Source organism: Streptomyces sp. NBC_00820 (assembly GCF_036347055.1).
Lineage (GTDB): Bacteria > Actinomycetota > Actinomycetes > Streptomycetales > Streptomycetaceae > Streptomyces.
In genome coordinates, this window is the sequence record NZ_CP108882.1 from 3,288,134 (window position 1) to 3,312,495 (window position 24,362).

General features: G+C 71.2%; 24 protein-coding genes. 6 read left to right on the forward strand and 18 right to left on the reverse strand.

Going from position 1 to position 24,362, the window contains the following annotated elements; translation table 11 throughout:
* Nucleotides 1–176: 176 nt before the first annotated feature.
* From OIB37_RS14945 to clpS, 7 genes are all read right to left on the reverse strand, one after another.
* On the reverse strand, nt 177–1,127 hold the full coding sequence (locus tag OIB37_RS14945) for a PLP-dependent cysteine synthase family protein (protein WP_330458085.1): 951 nt from the start codon (nt 1,125–1,127) through the stop codon (nt 177–179).
* 17 nt (nt 1,128–1,144) lie between these two features.
* Nucleotides 1,145–1,423 carry a MoaD/ThiS family protein gene (locus OIB37_RS14950; protein WP_330458086.1) on the reverse strand — a complete coding sequence of 93 codons (279 nt, stop codon included), beginning with the start codon at nt 1,421–1,423 and terminating at the stop codon, nt 1,145–1,147.
* 99 nt (nt 1,424–1,522) lie between these two features.
* Nucleotides 1,523–1,618, reverse strand: coding sequence for a putative leader peptide (locus tag OIB37_RS14955; protein WP_330458087.1), 96 nt, complete (start codon nt 1,616–1,618; stop codon nt 1,523–1,525).
* 164 nt (nt 1,619–1,782) lie between these two features.
* Nucleotides 1,783–2,205: a M67 family metallopeptidase gene (locus OIB37_RS14960; RefSeq protein ID WP_330458088.1), complete on the reverse strand. Its 423-nt coding sequence runs from the start codon at nt 2,203–2,205 to the stop codon at nt 1,783–1,785.
* A 144-nt stretch (nt 2,206–2,349) separates the two neighbouring features.
* The gene (locus OIB37_RS14965) at nt 2,350–3,768 is read right to left on the reverse strand and encodes an amino acid permease (protein WP_330458089.1); all 1,419 of its coding nucleotides are present in this window, start codon (nt 3,766–3,768) and stop codon (nt 2,350–2,352) included.
* A 340-nt stretch (nt 3,769–4,108) separates the two neighbouring features.
* Nucleotides 4,109–4,720, reverse strand: coding sequence for a DUF2017 domain-containing protein (locus OIB37_RS14970; RefSeq protein ID WP_330458090.1), 612 nt, complete (start codon nt 4,718–4,720; stop codon nt 4,109–4,111).
* An 11-nt stretch (nt 4,721–4,731) separates the two neighbouring features.
* Nucleotides 4,732–5,049: an ATP-dependent Clp protease adapter ClpS gene (gene clpS, locus OIB37_RS14975; RefSeq protein ID WP_330458091.1), complete on the reverse strand. Its 318-nt coding sequence runs from the start codon at nt 5,047–5,049 to the stop codon at nt 4,732–4,734.
* 57 nt (nt 5,050–5,106) lie between these two features.
* Here clpS and OIB37_RS14980 point away from each other — a divergent pair, with 57 nt between their 5' ends.
* Together OIB37_RS14980 and OIB37_RS14985 are read left to right on the forward strand one after the other, a co-directional pair.
* A complete protein-coding gene (locus OIB37_RS14980; RefSeq protein WP_330458092.1) occupies nt 5,107–6,504 on the forward strand; it encodes a nicotinate phosphoribosyltransferase in 1,398 nt (465 codons plus the stop codon).
* Between the two features lie 125 nt (nt 6,505–6,629).
* Nucleotides 6,630–7,223 (forward strand): isochorismatase family protein, encoded by a 594-nt coding sequence (locus OIB37_RS14985; RefSeq protein ID WP_330458093.1) that lies wholly within the window; start codon nt 6,630–6,632, stop codon nt 7,221–7,223.
* A gap of 397 nt (nt 7,224–7,620) precedes the next feature.
* Here OIB37_RS14985 and OIB37_RS14990 read toward each other — a convergent pair whose 3' ends face one another.
* Together OIB37_RS14990 and OIB37_RS14995 are read right to left on the reverse strand one after the other, a co-directional pair.
* Complete coding sequence (locus OIB37_RS14990; RefSeq protein ID WP_330458094.1) at nt 7,621–7,956, reverse strand: hypothetical protein; 336 nt, start codon at nt 7,954–7,956, stop codon at nt 7,621–7,623.
* Nucleotides 7,957–8,077: 121 nt separating this feature from the next.
* Nucleotides 8,078–10,432, reverse strand: coding sequence for an immune inhibitor A domain-containing protein (locus OIB37_RS14995; RefSeq protein WP_330458095.1), 2,355 nt, complete (start codon nt 10,430–10,432; stop codon nt 8,078–8,080).
* Nucleotides 10,433–10,794: 362 nt separating this feature from the next.
* Here OIB37_RS14995 and OIB37_RS15000 point away from each other — a divergent pair, with 362 nt between their 5' ends.
* Nucleotides 10,795–11,103, forward strand: a complete 309-nt coding sequence (locus OIB37_RS15000; RefSeq protein ID WP_330458096.1) for a hypothetical protein — start codon at nt 10,795–10,797, stop codon at nt 11,101–11,103.
* Nucleotides 11,104–11,192: 89 nt separating this feature from the next.
* Here OIB37_RS15000 and OIB37_RS15005 read toward each other — a convergent pair whose 3' ends face one another.
* Both OIB37_RS15005 and OIB37_RS15010 read right to left on the reverse strand, forming a co-directional pair.
* The gene (locus tag OIB37_RS15005) at nt 11,193–12,014 is read right to left on the reverse strand and encodes an RDD family protein (protein ID WP_330458097.1); all 822 of its coding nucleotides are present in this window, start codon (nt 12,012–12,014) and stop codon (nt 11,193–11,195) included.
* 93 nt (nt 12,015–12,107) lie between these two features.
* Nucleotides 12,108–13,553, reverse strand: a complete 1,446-nt coding sequence (locus OIB37_RS15010; protein ID WP_330458098.1) for an RDD family protein — start codon at nt 13,551–13,553, stop codon at nt 12,108–12,110.
* 413 nt (nt 13,554–13,966) lie between these two features.
* Here OIB37_RS15010 and OIB37_RS15015 point away from each other — a divergent pair, with 413 nt between their 5' ends.
* Nucleotides 13,967–14,380: an SsgA family sporulation/cell division regulator gene (locus OIB37_RS15015; protein WP_330458099.1), complete on the forward strand. Its 414-nt coding sequence runs from the start codon at nt 13,967–13,969 to the stop codon at nt 14,378–14,380.
* 74 nt (nt 14,381–14,454) lie between these two features.
* Here the strand turns inward: OIB37_RS15015 and OIB37_RS15020 are convergent, their stop codons facing one another.
* Complete coding sequence (locus OIB37_RS15020; RefSeq protein ID WP_330458100.1) at nt 14,455–15,861, reverse strand: FAD-binding oxidoreductase; 1,407 nt, start codon at nt 15,859–15,861, stop codon at nt 14,455–14,457.
* A 92-nt stretch (nt 15,862–15,953) separates the two neighbouring features.
* Between OIB37_RS15020 and OIB37_RS15025 the strand changes: the two genes are divergently transcribed.
* Entirely contained in the window at nt 15,954–17,456 is a 1,503-nt protein-coding gene (locus OIB37_RS15025) for a tetratricopeptide repeat protein (RefSeq protein WP_330458101.1), read from the forward strand.
* A 118-nt stretch (nt 17,457–17,574) separates the two neighbouring features.
* Here the strand turns inward: OIB37_RS15025 and hppD are convergent, their stop codons facing one another.
* Nucleotides 17,575–18,723 (reverse strand): 4-hydroxyphenylpyruvate dioxygenase, encoded by a 1,149-nt coding sequence (gene hppD / locus OIB37_RS15030; protein ID WP_330458102.1) that lies wholly within the window; start codon nt 18,721–18,723, stop codon nt 17,575–17,577.
* A gap of 124 nt (nt 18,724–18,847) precedes the next feature.
* Here hppD and OIB37_RS15035 point away from each other — a divergent pair, with 124 nt between their 5' ends.
* Nucleotides 18,848–19,327, forward strand: a complete 480-nt coding sequence (locus OIB37_RS15035; RefSeq protein ID WP_330458103.1) for an Lrp/AsnC family transcriptional regulator — start codon at nt 18,848–18,850, stop codon at nt 19,325–19,327.
* A gap of 77 nt (nt 19,328–19,404) precedes the next feature.
* Here the strand turns inward: OIB37_RS15035 and OIB37_RS15040 are convergent, their stop codons facing one another.
* From OIB37_RS15040 to OIB37_RS15060, 5 genes are all read right to left on the reverse strand, one after another.
* Nucleotides 19,405–20,196, reverse strand: coding sequence for a S16 family serine protease (locus OIB37_RS15040; protein ID WP_330458104.1), 792 nt, complete (start codon nt 20,194–20,196; stop codon nt 19,405–19,407).
* 113 nt (nt 20,197–20,309) lie between these two features.
* Entirely contained in the window at nt 20,310–20,951 is a 642-nt protein-coding gene (locus tag OIB37_RS15045) for an IclR family transcriptional regulator (protein WP_330458105.1), read from the reverse strand.
* Between the two features lie 715 nt (nt 20,952–21,666).
* On the reverse strand, nt 21,667–23,460 hold the full coding sequence (locus tag OIB37_RS15050) for a DEAD/DEAH box helicase (protein WP_330458106.1): 1,794 nt from the start codon (nt 23,458–23,460) through the stop codon (nt 21,667–21,669).
* A 204-nt stretch (nt 23,461–23,664) separates the two neighbouring features.
* Nucleotides 23,665–24,039 carry a type II toxin-antitoxin system death-on-curing family toxin gene (locus OIB37_RS15055; RefSeq protein ID WP_330458107.1) on the reverse strand — a complete coding sequence of 125 codons (375 nt, stop codon included), beginning with the start codon at nt 24,037–24,039 and terminating at the stop codon, nt 23,665–23,667.
* The gene (locus tag OIB37_RS15060; protein ID WP_330458108.1) at nt 24,036–24,248 is read right to left on the reverse strand and encodes a hypothetical protein; all 213 of its coding nucleotides are present in this window, start codon (nt 24,246–24,248) and stop codon (nt 24,036–24,038) included. Before OIB37_RS15060 ends, OIB37_RS15055 begins: the two co-directional genes overlap by 4 nt.
* Between the last annotated feature and the right edge of the window lie 114 nt (nt 24,249–24,362).

Genomic DNA, 24,362 nt, shown 5'->3' on the forward strand with positions numbered 1-24,362 from the left:
ACATGACACTGTGCGCGAGGAACGTACGGCCGGCGGGCGGATCCACGGCAGTACCGGAGGGAATTCTTTGCCCCTCCATAGAATGCGGTTGGCCCCCTCATGAGAGGGGGCTGACGCGTTTTTGATCAAGGAACAGGCATGAAACGGCCTGCCCAGGCGCCCCTAGGGGGCACCCCCTAGGCCCAGAGCTGGCCGTGCAGGGTCTCGATGGCTTCTTCGGTGGTGGCGGCGGTGTAGACGCCGGTCGAGAGGTACTTCCAGCCGCCGTCGGCCACGATGAAGACGATGTCGGCGCTCTCGCCCGCCTTGACCGCCTTCTTCCCGACACCGATCGCCGCGTGCAGGGCCGCGCCGGTGGAGACGCCCGCGAAGATGCCCTCCTGCTGGAGGAGTTCACGGGTGCGGGCGACGGCGTCCGCCGAGCCGACCGAGAAGCGGGTGGTGAGAACGGAGGCGTCGTACAGCTCCGGTACGAAGCCCTCGTCGAGGTTGCGCAGGCCGTACACGACGTCGTCGTAGCGCGGTTCGGCGGCGACGATCTTCACGTCCGGCTTGTTCTCGCGCAGGTAGCGGCCGACGCCCATCAGGGTGCCGGTGGTACCGAGGCCCGCGACGAAGTGGGTGACGGAGGGCAGGTCCGCGAGGATCTCCGGGCCGGTCGTGGCGTAGTGGGCGCCGGCGTTGTCCGGGTTGCCGTACTGGTAGAGCATCACCCAGTCGGGATGCCCGGCAGCCAGTTCCTTGGCCATCCGCACGGCGGTGTTGGAGCCGCCCGCGGCCGGGGAGGGGATGATCTCGGCGCCCCACATGGCCAGCAGGTCCCGGCGCTCCTGCGAGGTGTTCTCGGGCATCACGCACACCATGCGGTAGCCCTTGAGCTTGGCGGCCATGGCCAGCGAGATGCCGGTGTTGCCGGAGGTGGGCTCCAGGATCGTGCAGCCGGGGGTGAGCCGGCCGTCCTTCTCCGCCTGCTCGACCATGTGCAGCGCGGGGCGGTCCTTGACCGAGCCGGTCGGGTTGCGGTCCTCCAGCTTGGCCCAGATACGGACGTCGGGGGACGGCGAGAGCCGCGGCAGGCGCACCAACGGGGTGTTGCCCACCGCGGCCAGCGGGGAGTCGTAGCGCATCGGAGTGCGGTGGCCGCTCAGGCCATGCCGCCGGCCACGGCCGGCAGGATCGTCACGGTGTCGCCGTCGGACAGCTTGGTGTCGATGCCGTCGACGAAGCGGACGTCCTCGTCGTTCAGGTACACGTTGACGAAGCGGCGCAGCTTGCCGTCCTCCACGATGCGCTCCCGGATGCCCGTGTGCCGGGTCTCGAGGTCGGCGAAGAGCTCGGCGAGGGTGTCCCCGGTGCCGTCGACGGCCTTCTCGCCGCCGGTGTACGTGCGCAGGATGGTGGGGATGCGGACCTCGATGGCCATGTTGCGGGCTCCTGTCGGAATGGGGTCGTCGAATTCGTCGATGCGGGACGCACGCGGCGGACCGCGCCGCGGCTCACGGCCGTACGGCGGCGGGGGAGGTCAACAGATGGCGCTGTTCAGCCTGCACAGATCGACGTGCAGCCGCGCCACGAGCAGCATGCCCGGGGTCTCGTCGCTCACGCCGTTCAGAACCATGGGCTCATCGTATCGATTCCCGGTCCGGGTCCTGGAAGGCGATCTCGCATACCGGATGAACCCTGACCGAACTGTGGTCAGCGCCGCTCGGTGCCGGGTAGCGCCCGTCAGTGCCTGCCGGCGCCCGCCGGAGCCCGTCGGCGCCGGTCAGTGCCCGTCCTCGGTCAGTACGCGTCCACGATCCCGACCTCCTCCTCCGTGACCTCGCCGTCGACGATCCGGAAGGAGCGGAACTGGAAGTCGCCGAGGCCGTCGGTGTCCGCGGTGGAGACGAGGACGTAGTGGGCGCCGGGCTCACCCGCGTAGCCGATGTCGGTGCGCGAGGGGTAGGCCTCGGTCGCGGTGTGGGAGTGGTAGACGATCACCGGCTCCTCGTCGCGGTCGTCCATCTCGCGGTAGAGCTTGAGCAGGTCACCGGAGTCGAACTCGTAGAACGTCGGAGACATCGCCGCGTTGAGCATCGGGATGAAGCGCTCGGGGCGGTCCGAACCGGCGGGGCCGGCGACGACGCCGCACGCCTCGTCGGGGTGGTCCTTGCGCGCGTGGGCGACGATCTGGTCGTACAGGGCCTGGGTGAGGGTCAGCATGGGGGCCAGGATAAGCAGTGGGGCCGTCCCGTACCGAGGTGTGGTACGGAACGGCCCACATGCTGGACGCCCTGAGCGGCTGCCGCCGGGAGTGCCACGAGTACTCCCGACGGCAGGACGTCCTGAGGATGGTCTCGCCGGTGGTCAGCCCACCTTCTCCAGGGCCGGCTCGCTGCGGTCGGCGATCTCCGGAGTGCGGGACTTCAGGACCAGCCAGCCGATGCCGAGCACGGCCGCCCACACACCCATCACGTAGAGGGAGATGCGCGACTCGGAATCGTACGCGATCAAGCCGGTGACGAACAGGAGGAAGGCGATCGCGATGTACGAGCACACCGAGCCGCCCGGCGCCGGGAAGGGGGAGGCGGGCAGCTTGCCCGCGGCGACCTTGCGGCGGTAGAGGACGTGGCTGACCAGGATCATCAGCCAGGTCCAGATGCCGGCGCCGGTGGCGACGGAGGTGACGTACTCGAAGGCCTTGGCCGGGGCGACGTAGTTCAGGACCACGCCGATGCCCATGAACAGCACCGAGACGGTGATGCCGAGCGCCGGGGTCTTGGTGGAGGACAGCTTCGCGAAGACGCGCGGGGCCTCGCCACTGTCCGCCAGCGTGCGCAGCATGCGGCCGGTGGAGTACATGCCGGAGTTGCAGGAGGACAGGGCCGCGGTGAGCACCACGAAGTTGACGATGGCGGCGCCGGCCGGGATGCCGATCATCGCGAAGGCCTTCACGAACGGGCTGACACCCGCGTGGAACTCGGTCCACTTCACCACGCACAGGATGACGGTGAGGGCGCCCACGTAGAACAGGCCGATCCGCCAGGGCAGGGTGTTGATCGCCTTCGGGAGGGTCTTCTCCGGGTTCTCCGACTCACCCGCGGTGACGCCGACCAGCTCGACGGCGAGGTAGGCGAACATCACGCCCTGGAGGGTCATCAGCGAGGAGCCGATGCCCTTGGGGAAGAAGCCGTCGAAGGCCCACAGGTTGGAGACGCTCGCGGTGTCACCGGCGGCGCTGAAGCCGAAGGTGAGCACGCCGACACCGATCACGATCATGCCCATCAGGGCGGTGACCTTGACCATCGAGAACCAGAACTCCAGCTCGCCGAAGAGCTTGACGGAGATCAGGTTGACCCCGAAGAGGACCACCAGGAAGACGAGCGCCGTCACCCATTGCGGGACGGAGGGGAACCAGTAGTTGATGTAGATCGCGGCGGCCGTCAGTTCGGCCATACCGGTGACGACCCACATCAGCCAGTACGTCCAGGCGGTGAAATAGCCGAAGAACGGGCCGATGAACTCGCGGGAGTAGTCGGCGAAGGAGCCGGAGACCGGGCGGTAGAGCAGCAGCTCGCCCAGGGCCCGCATGATGAAGAAAATGATCACGCCCGCGAGGGCGTACATGAGGATGAGGCTGGGGCCCGCCTTCTCGATGTTCGCGCCGGCTTTGAGGAACAGGCCGACGCCGATGGCGCCGCCGATCGCGATCATCTGGACCTGGCGGCTGCCGAGCCCGCGCTCGTACCCCTCCTCAGGGGCTGCGGTGGCCTTCTCAGAAGCCATGAGTGGTGCGCCTTTCTCCATGCCGACCCGGGCCTTCGTCGGCCTCGGACCGGGTTTCGATCCCCCCGGATTGATGGAGCTGGACGGGTTTCGCGAGCCCGTCCAATGCCTGGCCGGCGGTCGCCGGCTCGGTGGCGCACCCGGCGGACAAGGGTGGTGTTCGCCGGGCGGTCGTGAAGATGTATCACGGCCGCAACAATGAACGCAGAGAACGGATGTGGCGCATCACACAGGAAGAACCGGACAAAGAACGCCCAAATGCGGCAAACCAGGCCGCAACGGTGACGCGATCGTTATCCGGATTTGAGCGTCCGCTGAGCGAACGCAAAATGGCCCCGAATCAGGGCATAAGGGTCGAGACGAGCGTCTCCTGGAGACCACCCAGCCACAGGTACGCGAGCACCATCGGCTTGCGCGGGTCCTCCTCCGGGAGGTGGAAGAGCAGGTCGGTGTCGTCCTCGTCGGTGATCTCCAGCCGGGCGCCGATCGCCAGCCGGAGGTCGTTGAGGGAGCCGAGCCACTGCCGGGACTCGTCCGGGGAGAGCTTCAGCACCGCCCCTCCGCCGTCACCGGCCACCGAGGTCAGCGCGTCCAGGGTGCGGATCACCGCGAGGGCGTTCTCCCGCTTGCCGGCCCTGAGGTCGTTCTCGGTGTAGCGGCGGAACTCGGAGGAGTGCGCCCGCCGCTCCTCGGCGTCGAACGGGGAGTCCGGCGCCTTCTCCGGGTCGCTGTAGGCGTCCGGGAAGAGCCTTCGGAGCACCGGGTCGGCGGGCGGTTCGCTGGGGCCCTCGGCGAACAGCTCGGCGAGCGGGTCGGACGGGGCGTCCTCGCCCGGACCGGGGCCGATCAGCTCCAGCAGCTGGACCGCCAGCGAGCGGATGATGGAGATCTCGACGTCGTCGAGCGCGACGGCCGCGCCGCCGCCGGGGAGCGGTTCGAAGTGTCCTGGCATCTGACTGCGCGCTACTTCCGGTCCTGCTGGAGGGTGGCCCACAGACCGTAGCCGTGCATCGCCTGCACGTCGCGTTCCATCTCCTCGCGGCTACCGCTGGAGACGACCGCCCGGCCCTTGTGGTGGACATCGAGCATGAGCTTGTTGGCCTTGTCCTTGGAATAGCCGAAGTACGACTGGAAGACGTACGCCACATAGCTCATGAGGTTGACCGGGTCGTTGTGCACGATGGTGACCCAGGGGACGTCGGGTTCGGGTACGGCGAAGACCTCCTCCGCCGACTCGGTGCGTTCGATCTCTACGGGCGCGGGTGACGTCACAGTGACCATGCTGCCACGCCCCCCACAAATCGTCACACTGACGAGATGGGAGTACGATCCATCGTCATGAGCACAGCGGACCTTGGGCTGCCGGAAGAAGAAGGGCGCGAAGCGCTTCCCTGGAAGGGCGGTGGTGGGCGACGGGTGGGCGTTCCCTCGACGGCTCTCTTCACGGACCAGTACGAGCTGACCATGCTGCAGGCCGCGCTGAAGGCCGGTACGGCCGGGCGGCGCAGCGTGTTCGAGGTCTTCACCCGAAGGCTGCCGAACGGGCGCCGTTACGGCGTGGTGGCGGGCACCGGGCGCGTCCTGGACGCGGTGGAGAACTTCCGCTTCGACGAGCGCCAGCTCGACTTCCTGCGCGAGCGGGGGATCGTCGACGAGGAGACCCTCCGGTGGCTGGCCGACTACCGCTTCAGCGGTGACATCTGGGGCTACCCCGAGGGCGAGGTGTACTTCCCCGGCTCGCCGATCCTGCGGGTCGAGGGCAGCTTCGCGGAGTGCGTGCTGCTGGAGACCGTGGTCCTCTCCATCCTCAACCACGACTCGGCGATCGCGGCCGCCGCCTCCCGCATGGCCTCCGCCGCGGGTGAGCGGCCGCTGATCGAGATGGGCGCCCGCCGCACCCACGAGCTGGCCGCCGTGGCCGCCGCGCGCGCCGCGTACGTCGGCGGTTTCGCGACCACCTCCGACCTGGCGGCCGGCTTCCGTTACGGCATCCCGACCGTCGGCACCTCCGCGCACGCCTTCACCCTCCTGCACGACCGTGAGCGCGACGCCTTCCGCGCCCAGGTGGCCTCCCTCGGCCGCAACACCACCCTGCTGGTCGACACCTACGACGTCGCGGAGGCCGTCCGTGCGGCGGTGGAGGTGGCCGGACCCGAGCTGGGCGCGGTGCGCATCGACTCCGGTGACCTGCTGCTGGTCGCGCACCGGGTGCGCCAGCAGCTGGACGAGCTGGGCGCGCGGGACACGAAGATCGTCGTGACCTCGGACCTGGACGAGTACGCGATCGCCTCGCTGGCGGCGGCGCCCGTGGACGCGTACGGCGTCGGCACCCAGCTGGTGACCGGCTCCGGGCACCCGACCTGCTCCATGGTCTACAAGCTGGTCGCCCGTGCCGAGTCCGCGGACCCGGAGGCCCCGCTGGTGCCGGTGGCGAAGAAGTCGACCGGGGGCAAGACCTCCGTCGGGGGCCGCAAGTGGGCGGCGCGCCGGGTGGACGAGTACGGCGTGGCCGAGGCCGAGGTGGTGGGCGCCGGGCCGGTCCCCGAGGAGCTGGCGGGCCGGCAGTTGCTGGTGCGGCTGGTCAAGGGCGGCGAGGTGGTCGCGCGCGAGCCGCTCGATGTCTCCCGCGACCGGCACATCGCCGCGCGGGCGAATCTCCCGCTGTCCGCCACCCAGCTGTCCCGCGGGGAACCCGTCATTCCGACGGAGTACGTACACCTGCGCTCGGGTAGCTAGAGCGGGACCGCCGTTCGCACCGTGAAGACCCCCTCCCGCACAGGCCGCGAAGTCTCTAGGCTCAGTTACTTGAACCTCCCCCGAGTTCTTCGAGCGAGGGGGACCCCCACCGAAGGACACCCGCCATGCGCCGCGCCTTGATCGTCGTAGATGTGCAGAACGACTTCTGCGAGGGGGGCAGCCTCGCGGTGGCCGGTGGTGCGGATGTCGCCGCCGCGATCACCGAGCTGATCGGCCAGGCGGCGGGTACCGGGTACCGCCACGTGGTCGCGACCCGTGACCACCACATCGCGCCGGGCGGGCACTTCGCGGACAACCCCGACTACGCCCGCTCCTGGCCGGCGCACTGCGTCGCCGGCACCGAGGGCGTCGGCTTCCACCCGAACTTCGCCCCCGCCGTCGCCTCCGGCGCGGTGGACGCCGTCTTCGACAAGGGGGCCTACGCGGCCGCGTACAGCGGCTTCGAGGGGGCCGACGAGAACGGCGTGAAGCTCGGCGACTGGCTGCGCGCCCGCCAGATCGACGAGGTCGACGTGGTCGGCATCGCCACGGACCACTGCGTACGCGCCACCGCGCTGGACGCCGCCCGGGAGGGTTTCCGCACCCAGGTCCTGCTGGACCTGACGGCCGCGGTCGCCCCGGAAACGACCGAGCGCGCCCTGGAAGAACTGAGAAAAGCCGGCGTCGACCTCACAGGCAAACCAGTAGCCAACCCCTGACCCACCAGCCCACCCAGGGGCACGGGGAACTGCGCGACCAGCCACAACGCCCCCGCACCCGCCCACAGGCTCACGCCCCCAGGGCCACGGCACAGCACCGCCCACACCAGCCAACCCAAGGGGCGCGGAGAACTGCGCGACCAGCCACAGCGGACCCGCACCCACCCACAGGCTCACGCCCCCAGGGCCACGACGCAGCACCGCCCACACCAGCCAACCCAAGGGGCGCGGAGAACTGCGCGACCAGCCACAGCGGACCCGCACCCACCCACACGCTCACACCCCCCAGGGCCACAACGCAGCACCGCCCACACCAGCCCACCCAGGGGCGCGGGGAACTGCGCGACCAGCCGCAGCGGACCCGCACCCGCTCACGCACCGCCCCGCACACCCCGCCTCACACCTGCCGCGCGACCGCCACCCGCCCCCGCAGCAACGCCCGAATGGGATGCCACAGCTCGGTCGAAGTGACACCGTTGTCCAGCGCCGTGCGCCATATCAGCCCGTCCGGATGGTGCAGGACCGCCGTGATCTCGTCCGGCGAAGGCGGCGCGGCGTTGCCCCGCAGGTACACCGCACGCAGCCCCAGATTGCGCAGGCGCGTCAGGGCCCGGGCGCGGTTCTGGGCGTGCACCAGCACCCGTACCCCGGGCGAGCCGTCGGCGACATGCGGCAGGTTGAGTGCCACCACCACGGTGCCGTTCGGCAGCTTGCTGAAGCCTCCAGCAGCCATGCGGTCACATCCCCGTTCCGGTCGGTGTCAATAAGCGCGTCACAGGACGCACCTAAACACGATCGGCGGCAACCCGCCAGAGGGTTGCCGCCGATACGCTTCTGACCTGCGAAGTTACCGCTTACTTCACCGCAGGGCCGACTTCCAGCTCGATCGTGGAGCCATCCTTGGCCTGCTTGGCGATCTTGATCTTCGTGTTGGTGTCAGTGATCTTGACGCCACCGGTCGGGTTCGACGAGTCGTAGTAGGTGTTGGTGTGGTCGTTGAAGACCGGCACCCCCTTCTGCGACTTGATCTTCAGCGCGACGTCCGCCTTGTGCAGCGTGATGCCGTCCGTGGCGTCCAGGCCGAAGGGCGAGTCGTAGGCCTGGATGCGGTTGCGCAGCAGCGTGCCGTCGGCCCACTTCAGGGCGGTCGGGTGCGCGTCGACCGGCAGGATCAGACCGGTGCCCGGGTGCGCCTGGAGGTTGGTGTTGTTGTCCGCCTGGGAGGTGTCCCACTTCCAGATCAACAGGCCGTTCTGGTACGGGTAGTGCTCCACCCAGTCCGCCCGCGACGCGAAGCCGAAGTTGTACGGGCCGACCTTGAGGGTCTTGTCGTACGACTGGTACTGGCGGTTCTCGGCGATGTAGTACTGCTTGTATTCCTTGCTGAAGGACGCGCCGATGCGGGAGAAGCCCGAAGCGGTCCAACCGGCGTCCGCCGACTCGGCGTTGTCGGAGAACAGCGTCGTGCCGTCCGCGGTGACCGCGATCTCGTCGGCCGCGAAGCCCTTCTGCGCCACACCGCCGTCGGTCTGGTAGCGGAAGCGGAGCTGGACCTTCTGGCCCGCGTAGGCGTCGAGCGAGTACGCCAGCTTCTTGTAGCCGTCGACCGTGCCGGTCAGCGCCGGCTTGCCGGAGCCGTCACGCGGGACGGCCTGGCCGTCCACCGTGCCGTCCAGGGCGGTCCAGTTGGCGCCACCGTCGGTGGAGACCTCGGCGTAGAGGTAGTCGTAGCCGTTCTCGATGTCGTACCAGCCGTCCAGGCCCAGCGAGGCCGAGGACTTGCCGGTGAGGTCCACCGAACGGGTCAGCGTGTTCTTGAGGTTGTCACCGCTGCCGCTCCACCACTGCGTGGCGCCCTGGGCCGGGGTGACGACCTCGGTCGTGACCGCCTTGTCCGGCAGCGAGACGACCAGCCCCTGGCGGTACTTGGTGTTGTACTCGGCGAGGCCCAGCTTGTGCCAGGAGGAGGTGCCGGCCTTGGCGGTGTCGTAAGTCAGCCAGCCCAACTGCAGCTTGTCCCAGGCGTTCATGTCGCCGGGCAGGTCGCCGATGGCTTCCTTGCCGGTGCCGAGCCAGGAACCGGAGGACATCAGGGTCCAGAAACCGGTGGAGTTGTCGCCGCCGGCGGTGTCGTACTCGTCCGGCAGACCGAGGTCGTGGCCGTACTCGTGGGCGAAGACGCCGAGTCCGCCGTTCTCCGGCTGGATGGTGTAGTCGCCGACCCAGACACCGGTGTCGCCGACCTGCGCGCCGCCGAGCTTGTTGTTCCCCGGGCCGGTCGCGCCGGCGTCCGTGCCGAAGGCGTACCAGCGGTGGGCCCAGATCGCGTCCTCGCCCTGGGCGCCGCCACCGGCGGACTCGTCCTCACCGGCGTGCACGATCTGGAAGTGGTCGACGTAGCCGTCCGGCTCGTTGAAGTTGCCGTCGCCGTCGTAGTCGTAGCGGTCCCACTGGTCGTACTTGGCCAGGTCCGCCTTGATGTCGGTATCGGACTTGCCGGCCGCCTTCTGCTGGGCGACCCAGGCGTTCAGACCGTCACTGACGACGTTCCACACGCTGGTGCAGTTGGTCTGGCCACAGGCGTTGTTGCCGTAACGGGCCTCGTTGTAGGGGACCTTGACCCAGTCCGAGACCTCACCGTCGACCGAGTAGCGGCCCGAGGACTGCGTCTCGTAGTACTTCTTCAGCGACTCGGCCTTCGCGCCGGTGCCGAAGTAGAGGTCCTGGAAGTGCTTCTGGTTGTAGTCCGCCTGCCAGGCCGTGCTGTTGTCCTTCTTGCGGTCCGGCGCGGCGATCTGGTTGTGCAGCGGTCCCGCGGTGCCGCCGTACTGGGGGTCCGTCTGGTCCCCGAACTGCACCAGGATCGTGAAGATCTTGTCGGTCTTCTCGCGGCTCAGCTCGACGTACTTGCTGTCGCCCTTGCGGCTCTTGAGCTGGACGACCTTCGAGCCGTTGCGGTTCTCGGCCTTGGCCTTGCCGGCGATGAGCTGGTTCAGGGCCTCCTGACGCTGGGCCTCCTGGGTCTTGCTCATGGGACCGTCGAGGTCGTGCTCCCGCTGAGCCACCGGGGCCGGGTCGTGCCGGTTCGCCGCGGCGTCCCGGGCCGGGGTGCTCGCCTCCGCGACGGCGAACGTCGCGAAGGTGGCGGAGGCCGACGCAAGCGCCACACCTATCGCGGCCGCTCTGAACGTCCAGGGTCTGCTGGTCACTTGAGATCCTCCCCCGCGCCGCGCCCACGGACAGGGAGATCCGGGTCATGGAAAGATCCGTGCGCGCACGATCAACGCGTGTAATCAAGTGACGACATTTGACTAGAGGTTTAGAAGAAAAGACAGACCTTGACTTGCACAGGACAACTGCACTATGCGGAGCGGGAGTTCGCTTTGCGAACAGGCCGCACACTCCCAACAGGCGCATGATCAGGGCCACTTGATGGAGCCATGACTCCGTGCGCCCCCTTGTGCACCGGCACCGTGGGTAAGGTCATGCTTACCAGGTGTCCCGCTCGGGCATGCAGGCCCATGGAGTCGAACGGCACCCCCCATCTTCATCTTCCGAGGACACGATTGCCATGCCTCGTCCGACCGCCGCACAGCTCGCCTACGGTTCGTCCACCGTGATCCTCTCGACGCTCGCCATGCTGCTGCTGTCACAGACGAGTTCGGGTCTCGGGATCACCGTCATCGCCCTGTCCGCCCTGGCGCTCGGGCTGCTCGTCGCCATGACGGTGCCCTTGCCCGCGGCGCGTACGGCACCGCGGCAGGCGGACGGGCCGGCGCAGGTGACGCCCGTGGCCGGCGAGGCGCGGGTGCGGATGGCCGCGCGACGGGAGCCCGTGGCCGCCGGTGCCGAACCGGCGCGCGAACGCACGGCCTCCTGAGGAACACACGGAAAAGCGGCGAGCCCGGGCGTTGTGCCGGACCCGCCGCTTCCGTATGAGCGCCGTCGTCGCCGTCGTCGCCTGACCCGTCAACGGGTGCTGACCACCACCGTCTTGGCCGCCTTGTCGTCGAGGCCCTGCTTGTACGGCCGGTCGAAATAGCTCCAGCCGCCGCAGATCGCGGTCCAGATGCAGGCGCAGCAGAAGGCGAACGGGATCCACAGCACCAGGGCGCGGATCAGCGAGGTCTGGAAGGACGGCGTGGCGCCGTTGTCCAGGTTCGCCACCCTCATGTGGAACCACTTCTTGCCCAGGGTCTGCCCGTGCCTGGCGGTGAGGATCGTGTCGTAGGCGACGTAGAGGACGGCGGCGATGATCGACTGGCCGAGGGACTTGCCGGCGTCGATGGTGTCCCCGTTCACGTCGTACTCGCGGACCCCGAAGGCCCAGGTGAGCAGGTAGACGGCGATGCCGACGATGATCATGTCGATGATGCGCGCGACGGTGCGCTTGCCGCTGTCGGCGAGCGGGGGCATGCCGGCCAGCGGGTCGGTGGGGTAGCCGCCGCTGTCGTAGGGACCGCCACCGCCGTACGGGTTGCCGCCGCTTCCACCGCCGTAGGGACCGCCGCTACCGCTTCCACCGCCGTACGGGCTGCCACCGCTCCCACCGCCGTAGGGGCCGCTGCCACCGCCGTAGGGCCCGCCGCCGTGGGAGCCGCCGTCGTTCGGGGGTGGCTGCGGGCCGCCGCCGGGCGGCGGGTGCTGTTCGCCGCCGCCCGAGGACGGGGGCCGGCCGCCGGACGGGGGGTCGTACGGCGAGCCCGACCCCTGGTCCGACGGTGGCCGCTTCCTCAGCGGGTCGTCGTCCGGGGGTTGCGGTCCGGAGCCGGGGGGCGGTTCGCTGCTCATGGCCCGAGTGGACCGCGAACATCCCGGTGCCGCATCCGGCGAGCGGCCGTACGGGCGACGGGCGTGCGGGCGACGGGCGGGCGTGCCCCTCGCTCAGTCCGCGACGAACGTGTGCGCCGCCTTGTCGTGCCAGCACTGGTGCCAGGGGCGGTCGAACAGGCACCACAGCACGCCGACGACGCCGATGCCGAGCAGACCGGGAACGCTGTAGACCAGCCAGCGGCGCAGGGCCGCGCCGAACCCCGGGGGCTCGTGTCCCTCGATGTCCCGCACCTGGAGACCGCACACCTTCTTGCCCAGGGTGCGGCCCCACTTGGCGGTGGGCAGCACCTCGTACACCACGCCGAAGAGGAGGAGGACGGCGAGGACGATGCCGAGGGAGGTGCCCGTCGTGCCGTCGAGCAGCCAGACCGTGACGGTGCGGCCGGACAGCTTGGCCTGGTCGATCTTGTGCTGGACGTGGTCCATCGCCCGGATGCCGAGCGGCACCGCGGCGACGGCCGTCACGGTACCGATGACGAGGTTGTCGATCAGGCGGGCGGCGAAGCGCTTGCCGAGTCCCGCGGGGCGGGCCGCCGCCTGCCGGCGCGCGGCCGCCTGGAACACGTCCTCCACCGGCGGCTTCCACGGAGCGACCGGCTGCTCCTCCGCCCCTCCGGCCAGATGGTGCACCTGCTGCGCCCAGGACGCCTGCCCACCGCCGATGCCCGACGCCATCGGAGGAGGGCCGGACCCCTGGTGCGGCACCGGGGGAACCACGGCGGCGGGAGCCTGCGGGGCCTGGGCGGAGACGTGCGGGGCCTGCTGCGCTTGTTGGGCCTGCTGCGCCTGCTGCGCTTGTTGGGCCTGCTGGGCCTGTGCGGCAGCTCGGGCGGCGGCGTCCTTGCCGACCGCGAATCCGGGCCCTGCGTGCGCGGCGGGCTGGGAAGTGGCGGGCGGCTGGACGTGGGGGCCCTGGTGGGCCTGCGGTGGCTGGTGCGCCTGCGCGGGGGGCGCCCCCGCACCGGAGCCGGGCGCCCCGAAACCGGGCCGGCCCACGCCCTCGTTGCCCGGCACCGGGCGGAAGGTCATGGTGCCGTCGTCCTGGCGCGGCGCCGCCGCCGGGCCCGGGGTGGGACGGCGGAAGAGGAAGGTCCCGCCGGATTCGGGCGTGGTGCCCTCCCCCGGTACCGGCGCCGAGCCGTCGGCGTGCGGGGCCTGCCGGGGCGGGATGTCCGCCGGAATCCTCGGGTCGGCGCCCCGGGGGGTGTGGCCCACCGCGTCGCCGCCGGGCCGCGCGCCGGCGTCGGTCCCCCACTCGGGTGAGAGGGGCGGCGGGTCCTCGTCGAAGAAGTGCGGGCCCGTCTCCTCCACCGAGGGGGCCGCGGAGCGGGCACCCGGGGGTGGAGTGAGCGGTTCGCCGTCCCTCGGCGCCGGCCGGCTGGTGCCGGGCACCCACGAGGCGCCGTTCCAGTACCGGACGTAGCCGGGGATGGACGGGTCCGGGTAGTAGCCCTCGCGGGGCCTGTCGTCACCGGGGGCCGGGGTTGGGGCGCTCATGTCCGTCGTCCCGTATCTGCTCGGGGGTGGGATAGGGGGCTCCACATCTATCAGACCCGGGCACCCCCCACGGCCACTCCCGCCGGACCCACCCCTTTCCGGGCGACCCCGTGCACGCCTCCCCCACCTCCGAACGCCCTGGCGTCCTGGCGCCGCACAGGCCACACACATCACACGCCTCACACGCGCCACACCCGTCCCGTCCGTCCCCCACGGCCACCGACGGCGCGCCCGCCCCGCACGCTCACGCCCCCGAGAGCCGCACGCTCGCGCCCCCGAGAACCCGCCCGTTCCCGCCCGCTTCCGCCCCCGAAAAAAAATCCGCGGAACCCGCGTAATGCCGCGCCCCCACCCCCCTCTCATCCCGTGCGGGCCCATTCAGCGCGGCCCCGGCCAGAGAGGAAACGCAGGTCATGGAGCACACGGTGGTAGAGCGGGAGCTGGAGCTGAAGCTGATCCTGTCGCCCGAGCGGAGCGTTCCCGTCCCGGCCAGGCTCATGTACCGCTCGGACGACCCCTACGCGATCCACGTCACGTTCCACATCAACTCCGAGTCCCCGGTCAACTGGACCTTCGCCCGTGAGCTGCTGGTGGAGGGCGTGTTCCGGCCGTGCGGGCACGGGGACGTACGGGTGTGGCCGACCAAGTCCGAGGGGCGCAGTGTCGTCCTGATGGCGCTGAGTTCGCCGGACGGCGACGCCCTGCTGGAGGCGCCGACCCCACAGGTCTCGGCGTGGCTGGAGCGCACGCTGCGGATGGTCCCCCCGGGGACGGAGGGCGAGCAACTGGGCATCGACGACGCGCTCGACCAGTTGCTCGCCCGGTGAACCCGGTGAGCCAGGTGAACGCGGTGAACCCCGTGAGCCGGGTCAGCCCGGTGAGCCCGGTGGTCGGCCGGGCCTCAGAACAGCTTGCCGGGGTTGAGGATGCCGAGCGGGTCGAAGACGTGCTTCACGCCTCGCTGCATCTCCACCCCGACCGGCCCGATCTCCCTGGCCAGCCACTCCTTCTTCAGCACACCCACGCCGTGCTCGCCGGTGATGGTGCCGCCGAGTTCGAGCCCGAGGGCCATGATCTCGTCGAAGGACTCCCGGGCCCGCCGGGACTCGTCGGGGTCGAGGGCGTCGAAGCAGACGGTGGGGTGCGTGTTGCCGTCGCCGGCGTGCGCGCACACCCCGATGGTGAGGCCGTACTTCGCGCCGATCCGCTCGACCCCGTCGAGCATCGCGCCGAGCTTCGACCGGGGCACGCACACGTCGTCGATCATCGTCGTGCCCTTGACCGCCTCCAGCGCGGTCAGCGACATCCGCCGCGCCTGGAGGAGGAGCTCGGACTCGGCGGCGTCCTCGGCGGGCACCACCTGGGTGGCGCCGGCCGCCTCGCACAGGGCGCCGACGGCGGCGAGGTCGGCCGCGGGGTCCGGGGTGTCGAAGGCCGCCAGCAGCAGCGCCTCGGTGGTCTCCGGCAGGCCCATCCGGGCGAGGTCGTTGACCGCCTTGACGGTCGTACGGTCCATCAGTTCGAGGAGGGACGGCACGTGACCGCCTTCCATGATCCGGCACACGGCGTCACAGGCGGCGGCCGCGGAGGCGAACTCGGCGGCGAGGACCAGCTGCTGCGGCGGCTTGGGCTTCAGCGCGAGCACGGCCCGGACGACGATGCCGAGCGAGCCCTCGGAGCCGACGAAGAGCCGGGTGAGGTCGTAGCCCGCCACGCCCTTCGCCGTACGGCGGCCGGTGGACATCAGGCGGCCGTCGGCGAGGACGACGTCCAGGCCGAGGACGTACTCGGCGGTCACGCCGTACTTCACGCAGCACAGGCCGCCGGACGCGGTGCCGATGTTGCCGCCGATGGTGCACGTCTCCCAGCTGGACGGGTCGGGCGGGTAGTACAGGCCGTGCTCCCCGACCGCGCGGGAGAGCGCGGCGTTGACGACGCCCGGTTCGACGACGGCGATGCGGTCGACGGGGCTGATCTCCAGGATGCGGTCCATCTTGGTCAGGGACAGCACGACGCAGCCGTCGGTGGCGTTGGCGCCCCCGGACAGGCCGGTGCGGGCGCCCTGCGGGACGACGGGCACGCGCAGCTCGGTGGCGGTGCGCATGACGTGCTGGACCTGTTCCACCGTGCGCGGCAGCACGACCACGGCCGGGGCGCCGGCCGGACAGAAGCTCGCCATGTCGTTGGCGTAGGAGGCGGTGACGTCGGGGTCGGTCAGGACGGCCTCGGCGGGCAGACCCGCCAGGAGCCGGTCGGTGAGGTTGCCGGTCACTTCGTCGCGGGGCGCTTCGATGCGGCTCATGATCACAGCGTCGCACTCGGGGCCATCGGTGTGAACCCCGTCCGCGCCTTCCCTGGGCCACCCGGATGTGTTCGTCGTGCTGCAGCACAGTGAGCGGTATGGAAAACCGACAGTACGGCCATTCCGCCCCCGGTACGTCCCTGGTGGCCGAGCCGCCGCCGGGCCGCCCCCTGCGGTGGGCGCGGATCGTGCTGGTCTCGGCGCTGGTGACGGGGGCCGCGGCGGGCGCGATGCTGGTACTGCTGCCGTCTGAGCGGCCCGCCGAGCAGCCGCCCGCGCTCCCGCGCGGAGCGGGGGCCGGCGTCAGACCGCCTGTGCCGGCGGCGGGCCCCCCGGCACAGGTGCTGACGGCGGTCGTCTCGGGGGTGCCGGCCGCACTGCCCGATCTGGTCTCGCTCATCGGGCGCGAGGAGAGCGCGGTGCGGGCGCGGCCGCGGGACGCGCGGGCCTGGGCCGTGCTGGGGACGGCGTACGTGCGGCAGGGGCGGCTGACCGCCGACGCGGCGAACTACCCGAAGGCCGAGCGGGCGTTGCGCACCTCGTTGGAGGTGCGCGGCACGGGCAACGCGGAGGCGCTGGGCGGGATGACCGCGCTGGCGAACGCGCGCCGGGACTTCCCCGCGGCCAAGCGGTACGGCGAGCAGGCGCTGAAGCTGACGCCGAAGCAGTGGACGGTGTATCCGCCGCTGATCGACGCCTACACCGGGCTCGGCGACTACACGGCGGCCCGCAGCACCCTGGACAAGCTGATGGGACTGCGGACCGGGGCGGCCGCGCGTCCGGCGGTGATGGCGCGTGCCTCGGCGGTGTACCGGGACCGGGGCTGGCGCGAGGACGCGGTGGCCCAGCTGACGGACGCGGCGGCCGCCGCCGGCACCCCCGCCGAGCAGGCCGCCTATCTGACCGCTCTCGGGGAGCTGGCCTGGGAGCGCGGCGACCTGGAGGACGCGCTGCGGCACTTCGAGGGCGCCGTACGGCTCGATCCGGGCCGGCGGGAGGCGCTGGCCGGCAAGGGCCGGACGCTGGCGGCACTGGGCCGTACCGCGCAGGCGCTGACCGCGTACCAGGCGGCCCTCGCCGGGCAGCCGGACCCGCGGAACACGCTGGAGCTGGGCGAGCTGTACGAGTCGATGGGGCTGACGCGGGACGCCCAGGCGCAGTACGACCTGCTCCAGACACGGATGCGGCAGGCCGCGGCGGGCGGGGTCGACGAGGAACTGGTGGCCGGGCGGTTCGAGGCGGACCACGGGGACCCGGGGGAGGCGGTGACGCGCCTGGAGGAGGAGTACCAACGCCAGCCCGGGATCGAGGTGGCCGACGCGCTCGGCTGGGCGCTGCACCGCGCCGGCGACGACCAGGAGGCGCTGACCTACGCCGTGACCGCGACCGACAAGGCGAAGGGCGGCGGGGTGCGCAGCGCGCTGTACGCCTTCCACCGGGGCGTCATCGAGCACGAGCTGGGGCAGGACGCGCCGGCCCGGCGGCACCTTCAGGAGGCGCTGCGCGTCAATCCCTACTTCTCGCCGCTGTACGCACCCGCGGCGCGGGCGGCGCTGCGGGACCTCGGCGAGGTCCCGGAGGAGCCGCTGCCCCCCGCCTAGGGCCCCCGCCTGGGTCCTGTCGCCTGGGCGGGGGCACGGGAGTACCGGGCGCGATGGCACCGGCGAGGTACCGGAGGGACCGCTCCGCCCTCCGGTACCTGTCACTGGGCCGGAGGGATCAGAGGTTGCCCCGCTTCTCCTGCTCCCGCTCGATCGCCTCGAACAGCGCCTTGAAGTTGCCCTTGCCGAAGCCCATCGAGCCGTGGCGCTCGATGAGTTCGAAGAACACGGTCGGGCGGTCCTGGACCGGCTTGGTGAAGATCTGCAGCAGGTAGCCGTCCTCGTCGCGGTCGGCCAGGATCTTCAGCTCGCGCAGGGTGTCGACGGGCACGCGGGTGTCGCCGACCCACTCGCCGAGGGTGTCGTAGTAGGAGTCCGGGGTGTCGAGGAACTGGACGCCGGCGGCGCGCATGGTGCGGACGGTCTGCACGATGTCGTTGGTGTTCAGCGCGATGTGCTGGACGCCGGCGCCGCCGTAGAACTCCAGGTACTCGTCGATCTGGGACTTCTTCTTGGCGATCGCGGGCTCGTTGATCGGGAACTTGACCTTGAGGGTGCCGTCCGCGACGACCTTCGACATCAGCGCGCTGTACTCGGTGGCGATGTCGTCGCCCACGAACTCCTTCATGTTCGTGAAGCCCATGACCTTGTTGTAGAAGCCGACCCACTCGTTCATGCGGCCGAGTTCGACGTTGCCGACGCAGTGGTCGACGGCCTGGAAGGTGCGATGGGCCGGCGGCTCGACGATCGGGTCGGCGGCGGCGTAGCCGGGGAGGTAGGGGCCGTCGTAGCCGGAGCGGTCGACCAGGGTGTGGCGGGTCTCGCCGTAGGTGGCGATCGCGGCGAGGACGACCGTGCCGTGCTCGTCCTTCAACTCGTACGGCTCGGTGACCGCGCGGGCGCCGTGCTCGACGGCGTAGGCGAAGGCCGCGCGGGCGTCCGGGACCTCGATGGCGAGGTCGACGACTCCGTCGCCGTGCTCGGCGACGTGCCGGGCGAGGAACTCGCCCCAGGGGGTGCTCGGCCTGATCACCGACGTGAACACGAACCGGGCGGAGCCGTTCTCCAGCACGTAGGCGGCGGTCTCGCGGCTGCCGTTCTCCGGTCCGCAGTACGCGACCAGCCGCATGCCGAAGGCGGTGGAGTAGTAGTGCGCCGCCTGCTTGGCGTTGCCCACGGCGAAGACGACCGCGTCCATTCCCTTGACCGGGAAGGGGTCGGCCTGCCGGGCGGTCACGTCGGGAGCGTGGTGTGTGGTCTGCGTCATAGCGGAAGGGTGACCCCGCTCTGCAAGGTGCGCAATAGTTTCCGAGTTCACTGGGCATTCTGTTCAGTCGTACGGCCGTTTGCACGGCCTGTCTGTACAGGATGACCACCCCACGGGAGGGGCTGTGGCGATCGATCGTCTCGACGGCCGGATCATCGTGCTGCTCGCACGGGAACCGCGCATCGGAGTGCTGGAGATGTCCCGGCGGCTGGGGGTGGCACGGGGGACGGTGCAGGCGCGGCTGGACCGGCTCCAGTCCCAGGGCGTCGTACGCGGCTTCGGCCCCCAGGTGGACCCGGCCGCGCTCGGCTACCCGGTGACCGCCTTCGCCACCCTCCAGATCCGCCAGGGCCAGGGAGCGGACGTCCGGGCACATCTGGCGACCGTGCCGGAGGTGCTGGAACTCCTGACCACCACCGGCAGCGGGGACATGCTGTGCCGGCTGGTGGCCCGGTCCAACGCGGACCTCCAGCGGGTGATCGACCGGGTCGTCGGCTACGAGGGCATCGTCCGCGCCTCCACGACCATCGTCATGGAGAACCCGGTCCCGCTGCGGATCATCCCGCTGGTGGAGCAGGCCGCGGGGATCGACGAGGAGACCTGACCGGTCCGGGCGCGGGTGAGACGGCCCGCCCGCCGGAACCCGTCCGACCGGTGTGGCCGCCGTCGCCTGGGGCGGGTCTAGCAGCTCGGGACCGGCCCCTTTCCCTTCTCCAGCGTCACCAGGGAGTCCACCGCGCTCTTCAGCGTGGTGACCGGGACCAGGCGCAGCCCCTTCGGCAGTTCCGCCTTGGCATCGGCGCACTCGGCCTTCGGCACCAGGAAGACGGTCGCGCCGTCCCGGCTCGCAGCCCGCGTCTTCAGGGACACGCCACCGACCGCGCCGACCTTGCCGGAGGCGTCGATCGTGCCCGTACCGGCGATGGTGCGGCCGCCCGTGAGGTCGCCTCCGCTGCCGTCGCCGTCCAGCTTGTCGATGATCCCCAGCGTGAACAGCAGCCCCGCGCTGGGCCCGCCCACGTCAGCGAGGCTCAGCTTGACCTTGACCTTGCCGGCGCTGAGGTGCAGGTACTTCAGCGCCGCCTCGGTCGCCGCGTCCTGGGACTGCCGCATCTGCTCGGAGTTGTGCTTCTCGATCTCCTCGACGTTGCCGCCGGTCGGATAGACCGAGTCGCGGGGCATGACCGCCCGGTCGGTGCGGAACCAGCTGTCGAACACGTCCCCGAGACTCACCTGTGCGTCCGGGCCGGTCGCCTCGATGGTCGTCATCCGCAGCTGCCCGCCGGTCGGGCGGGTCGGCGCGCCCGAGACCGTGATCACCTGCGTGCCCTGGTTCTTGCCGAGCACGTTCGCCGTCATCCCCGGCTGCGCCACCGCGAACGGCAGCGGCGCGAACGCCGCCGTGGCGATCAGGGCCACGACGGGCAGGGCACAGACGGCGACGGCCTTGGGGCGCGTGAGACGAGAGAGCACGGAATCAATCTAACGCGCGCCCCGGGCGCCCCCTGTGGCGCGTACACGTCCCCCACATCCGGCGCACGGGTTCCCCGCCGTCGCCGTACGGGTTCCCGCCGTCGCCGTACGCGTCAGCGCAGCGCCTCCGCGACCTCGCGGGCCGCGTCCACCACGCGCGGGCCCACCCGCTCCGGCACGGAGTCGGCGAGCATCACCACGCCCACGCTGCCCTCGACGCCCGTCACTCCGACGAGAGGCGCCGCGGCCCCGCTCGCCCCCGCCTCCAGCTCGCCGTGGGTCAGGGTGTACCCGGGGTCGGCGGAGGGTGACCGGCGGGCGGCGAGGATGGCCTTGCCGGCCGCGCCCCGGTCCAGCGGATGACGGAAGCCGGCCCGGTAGGCCACGTGGTAGTCGGTCCACGTGGGCTCGACGACCGCGACAGCCAGTGCCTCCGTGCCGTCCACGAGCGTCAGGTGTGCGGTCGCCCCGATGTCCTCGGCCAGCGACCTCAGCGCGGGCAGCGCGGCCTCCCGTACCAGCGGATGCACCTGGCGGCCGAGGCGCAGCACCCCCAGGCCGACCCTGGCCCGGCCGCCCAGGTCGCGCCGGACGAGCGCGTGCTGTTCCAGCGTGGCGAGCAACCGGTACACCACGGTCCGGTTCACGCCCAGTCTGTGGGAGAGCTCGGTGACCGTCAGCCCGTGGTCCGTGTCGGCCAGCAGTTTGAGGACACGCAGTCCCCGGTCGAGCGTCTGGGATGTCTCCGCGGTCACGACGCCCACTCCTTCGGCGTGAGATCGGCGCCCCCTGAACGGCGGATACGTCACCGAGTCCCGTCGGCGACGCGCTTCAGAGGCCGTCGGTCGGCAGGACGACCCGGCGGCGTCCGGGCCCATGTCGCGTCACGGCTGCGCTCCGCGGCTGCGCTGCCACGGGGCGTGTACGTAACCGGACAGTAGCGAAGCCGGTTCGCTGAGCGGAAGCCTCGGTCCACAATCCGGTCAACCCCCGCTCCCCCCTGCCACCATTCGTCCGCATACGCCCACGCCACCGAGCATGGGCCCGGGACCGGAGGCCCGAAGGGCCGGGGCTGGAGCCCGGGGCTCGGAGCCCGGGGGCCTGAAGGGCCGGGACCGGAGGCCGGAGGCCCAGAGGCCAGGGCCCGGAGGCCCAGAGGCCGGGGCCCGGAGGCCCAGAGGCCGGAGCCCGGAGGCCGGGGCCCGGAGGCCGGGGCCCGGAGGCCCAGAGGCCGGAGCCCGGAGGCCGGGGCCCGGAGGCCCAGAGGCCGGAGCCCGGAGGCCGGGGCCCGGAGGCCGGGGCCCGGAGGCCAGGGGCCGGAGCCCGGAGGCCGGGGCTCGGGGCCCGGAGGCCGGGGCTCGGGGCCCGGAGGCCGGGGCTCGGGGCGGAGCCCCGGGGCGGTGCCTCTGGGCCGACCGAGACGGGCGGGCGGGTGGGTGGGAAAGAAAACCCCGCCAACCCAGTGGAACGTCACCGCATGCGCGTAGCCCACTCCTGCATCTTCTCGATCCGCTGCCGCAGCTGCCCCGCCGTGGCCTCCGCGCTCGGCGGCCCCCCGCACACCCGCCGCAGCTCGGTGTGGATCACTCCGTGCGGCTTGCCGCTCTGATGGACGTACGCGCTCACCATGGTGTTGAGCTTCTTGCGCAGCTCCATCATCTCCTTGTGGCTGACCACAGGGCGCCGCTCGGCGGGCAGCTCCAGCAGGTCCGCCTCGGAGTCCGGCTTCTTGCGGCTGTGCGCGATCTGCCGCGCCTGCCGCTTCTGGAGCAGCATCTGCACCTGGTCGGGCTCGAGCAGCCCGGGAATCCCGAGGTAGTCCTGCTCCTCCTCGCTGCCCGGGTGGGCCTGCATGCCGAACTCGGCACCGTCGAACAGCACCCGGTCGAAGACGGCCTCGGACTCCAGCGCCTCGAAGGAGAACTGCTCCTGCTCGCCGGTGTCCTCGTCCTGCTCCTTGTTCGCCTCGTCCATCTCCTTCTCGGACTCGGCGTACGGATCCTCCTCGCCCTGCTTCTGCGGCTTGTCGAGGGCGTGGTCCCGTTCCTTCTCCATCTCGTTGGCGAAGGTCAGCAGGTCGGGCACGGTCGGCAGGAACACGGACGCGGTCTCGCCACGCCGCCGGGACCGCACGAAACGCCCGACGGCCTGCGCGAAGAAGAGCGGGGTCGAGATGGTGGTGGCGTACACGCCCACCGCGAGGCGGGGCACGTCGACGCCCTCGGAGACCATCCGCACCGCGACCATCCAGCGGTCGTTGCTGCCGCTGAAATCGTCGATCCTGTTGGACGCCCCGGTGTCGTCGGACAGCACGAGCGTCGCCTTGGTGCCGGTGATCTCGCGGATGAGCTTGGCGTAGGCGCGGGCGGAGTCCTGGTCGGAGGCGATGACGAGGGCGCCGGCGTCCGGGATGGCCTTGCGGACCTCGGTGAGCCGCTGGTCGGCGGCGCGCAGCACGCTGGGCATCCACTCGCCGCGCGGGTCGAGCGCGGTGCGCCAGGCCTGGCTGACCGCGTCCTTGGTCATCGGCTCGCCGAGCCGGGCGGAGATCTCGTCACCGGCCTTCGTGCGCCAGCGCATGTTGCCGCTGTAGGAGAGGAAGATGACGGGCCGGACGACGTGGTCGGCGAGGGCGTTGCCGTAGCCGTAGGTGTAGTCGGCGGAGGAGCGCCGGATGCCGTCCTGCCCCTCCTCGTACGTCACGAAGGGGATCGGGTTGGTGTCGGACCGGAAGGGCGTACCCGTGAGCGCGAGCCGCCGCGTGGCCGGCTCGAACGCCTCCAGGCACGCCTCGCCCCAGGACTTTGAGTCACCGGCGTGGTGGATCTCGTCGAGGATCACGAGCGTCTTGCGCTGCTCCACGCGATTGCGGTGCAGCATCGGGCGCACACCGACACCGGCGTAGGTGACGGCGACGCCGTCGTACTCGCGGCCGAGCGGGCCGGCGCTGTACTCCGGGTCGAGCTTGATCCCGATCCGGGCCGCGGCCTCCGCCCACTGCTTCTTCAGGTGTTCGGTCGGTGCGACCACGGTCACCTGCTGCACGACGTGGTGGTGCAACAGCCAGGACGCGAGGGTCAGCGCGAAGGTCGTCTTGCCTGCGCCGGGCGTGGCGACGGCGAGGAAGTCACGCGGCTGCTCCTGGATGTACTTCTCCATCGCCCCCTGCTGCCAGGCACGCAGTCTGCTGGCGGTACCCCAGGGCGCACGGCCCGGGAACGCGGGGGAGAGGCTGTGGGAGGAGGAAGTGGCGGTGGTAGTCACGGTCTCCGTGGTCTTGTGGTCGAGTCGAAGGGGCCGCGCGCCGGGGGTTCCTCCCGGTCTTTCGGCGCGGGGGGAGCGTCGCTCAGCAGCGGTGACGGGCGACAGGCGGGCGGCTCGGCACGTATGACAACCGGGCCACCCTACCGGCGCCGGGCCCCCGTCGACGCTCGAACGAGCCCGGGTCGGCCACGGTTGGGACCCACGTCACAGCTCCCGCAACCGCCCCGCGATCACCGCCACATCGCTCAGTTCCCCGGAGGCCACCGCGATGACCAGGCCGTATGCGGCGTCCTGGTCGACGTCGGCGAGATCGACACCGTTGACGGCGAGGAACGTGGCCGCGGCCAGCCAGGCGGTGCGCTTGTTGCCGTCGACGAGGGGGTGGTTCGCGGCGAGGGCGTGGAGCAGGGCGGCGGCCTGTTCGTGCAGGTCGTCGTAGGCCGCCGTGCCGAACATCCGGGCGCGCGGCCGGTGCACGGCGGAGGCGAGCAGTCCGGCCTCCCGCGCCTCCGGCGCACGCCCCCCGAACGCCACCTCGGCGATGGCGGTGACTTCCGTGACGGTGAGATGGCGGGTCATTCGCCGAGCCTCCTCAGCAGGTCGGCGTGGCGCCGCGCGAGACGCTCGGCCTGCGCGCGGACGGGGGCTCCCTCCTGCTCCAGGTACCTGCGTACGGCCTCCCGCGCCAGCTCCTCGGCACCGCGTCCGGAGGCGTCCGCGAGGTCGTCCAGCGCCCGGCGGGTCGCGGGGGCGAGGGGAAGGGCCAGGTCGACGGTGGTGTCACGCATGCGAGGAGGCTAGGGCCTTTCTTCCGGATCAGGCCGGCTCCGGTCTGCGGCGCCTTCTGGCCGACCCGAGCGGGGTCTGGTGCGTGCAGCTGCAAGGCGGAGGAGGGAGTCGAC

Bases quoted from the DNA above. Each gene is read 5' to 3' on its own strand.
- OIB37_RS14980 (WP_330458092.1), top strand. From the start codon at position 5,107: ATGAGCACAGCGGACCTTGGGCTGCCGGAAGAAGAAGGGCGCGAAGCG.
- OIB37_RS14985 (WP_330458093.1), top strand. From the start codon at position 6,630: ATGCGCCGCGCCTTGATCGTCGTAGATGTGCAGAACGACTTCTGCGAG.
- OIB37_RS15025 (WP_330458101.1), top strand. From the start codon at position 15,954: ATGGAAAACCGACAGTACGGCCATTCCGCCCCCGGTACGTCCCTGGTG.
- hppD (WP_330458102.1), bottom strand. From the start codon at position 18,723: ATGACGCAGACCACACACCACGCTCCCGACGTGACCGCCCGGCAGGCC.
- OIB37_RS15005 (WP_330458097.1), bottom strand. From the start codon at position 12,014: ATGAGCAGCGAACCGCCCCCCGGCTCCGGACCGCAACCCCCGGACGAC.
- OIB37_RS15060 (WP_330458108.1), bottom strand. From the start codon at position 24,248: ATGCGTGACACCACCGTCGACCTGGCCCTTCCCCTCGCCCCCGCGACC.
- OIB37_RS14950 (WP_330458086.1), bottom strand. From the start codon at position 1,423: ATGGCCATCGAGGTCCGCATCCCCACCATCCTGCGCACGTACACCGGC.
- clpS (WP_330458091.1), bottom strand. From the start codon at position 5,049: ATGGTCACTGTGACGTCACCCGCGCCCGTAGAGATCGAACGCACCGAG.
- OIB37_RS15000 (WP_330458096.1), top strand. From the start codon at position 10,795: ATGCCTCGTCCGACCGCCGCACAGCTCGCCTACGGTTCGTCCACCGTG.
- OIB37_RS14965 (WP_330458089.1), bottom strand. From the start codon at position 3,768: ATGGCTTCTGAGAAGGCCACCGCAGCCCCTGAGGAGGGGTACGAGCGC.
- OIB37_RS15015 (WP_330458099.1), top strand. From the start codon at position 13,967: ATGGAGCACACGGTGGTAGAGCGGGAGCTGGAGCTGAAGCTGATCCTG.
- OIB37_RS14945 (WP_330458085.1), bottom strand. From the start codon at position 1,127: ATGCGCTACGACTCCCCGCTGGCCGCGGTGGGCAACACCCCGTTGGTG.
- OIB37_RS14990 (WP_330458094.1), bottom strand. From the start codon at position 7,956: ATGGCTGCTGGAGGCTTCAGCAAGCTGCCGAACGGCACCGTGGTGGTG.
- OIB37_RS14955 (WP_330458087.1), bottom strand. From the start codon at position 1,618: ATGGTTCTGAACGGCGTGAGCGACGAGACCCCGGGCATGCTGCTCGTG.
- OIB37_RS14960 (WP_330458088.1), bottom strand. From the start codon at position 2,205: ATGCTGACCCTCACCCAGGCCCTGTACGACCAGATCGTCGCCCACGCG.
- OIB37_RS14970 (WP_330458090.1), bottom strand. From the start codon at position 4,720: ATGCCAGGACACTTCGAACCGCTCCCCGGCGGCGGCGCGGCCGTCGCG.
- OIB37_RS15010 (WP_330458098.1), bottom strand. From the start codon at position 13,553: ATGAGCGCCCCAACCCCGGCCCCCGGTGACGACAGGCCCCGCGAGGGC.
- OIB37_RS15055 (WP_330458107.1), bottom strand. From the start codon at position 24,039: ATGACCCGCCATCTCACCGTCACGGAAGTCACCGCCATCGCCGAGGTG.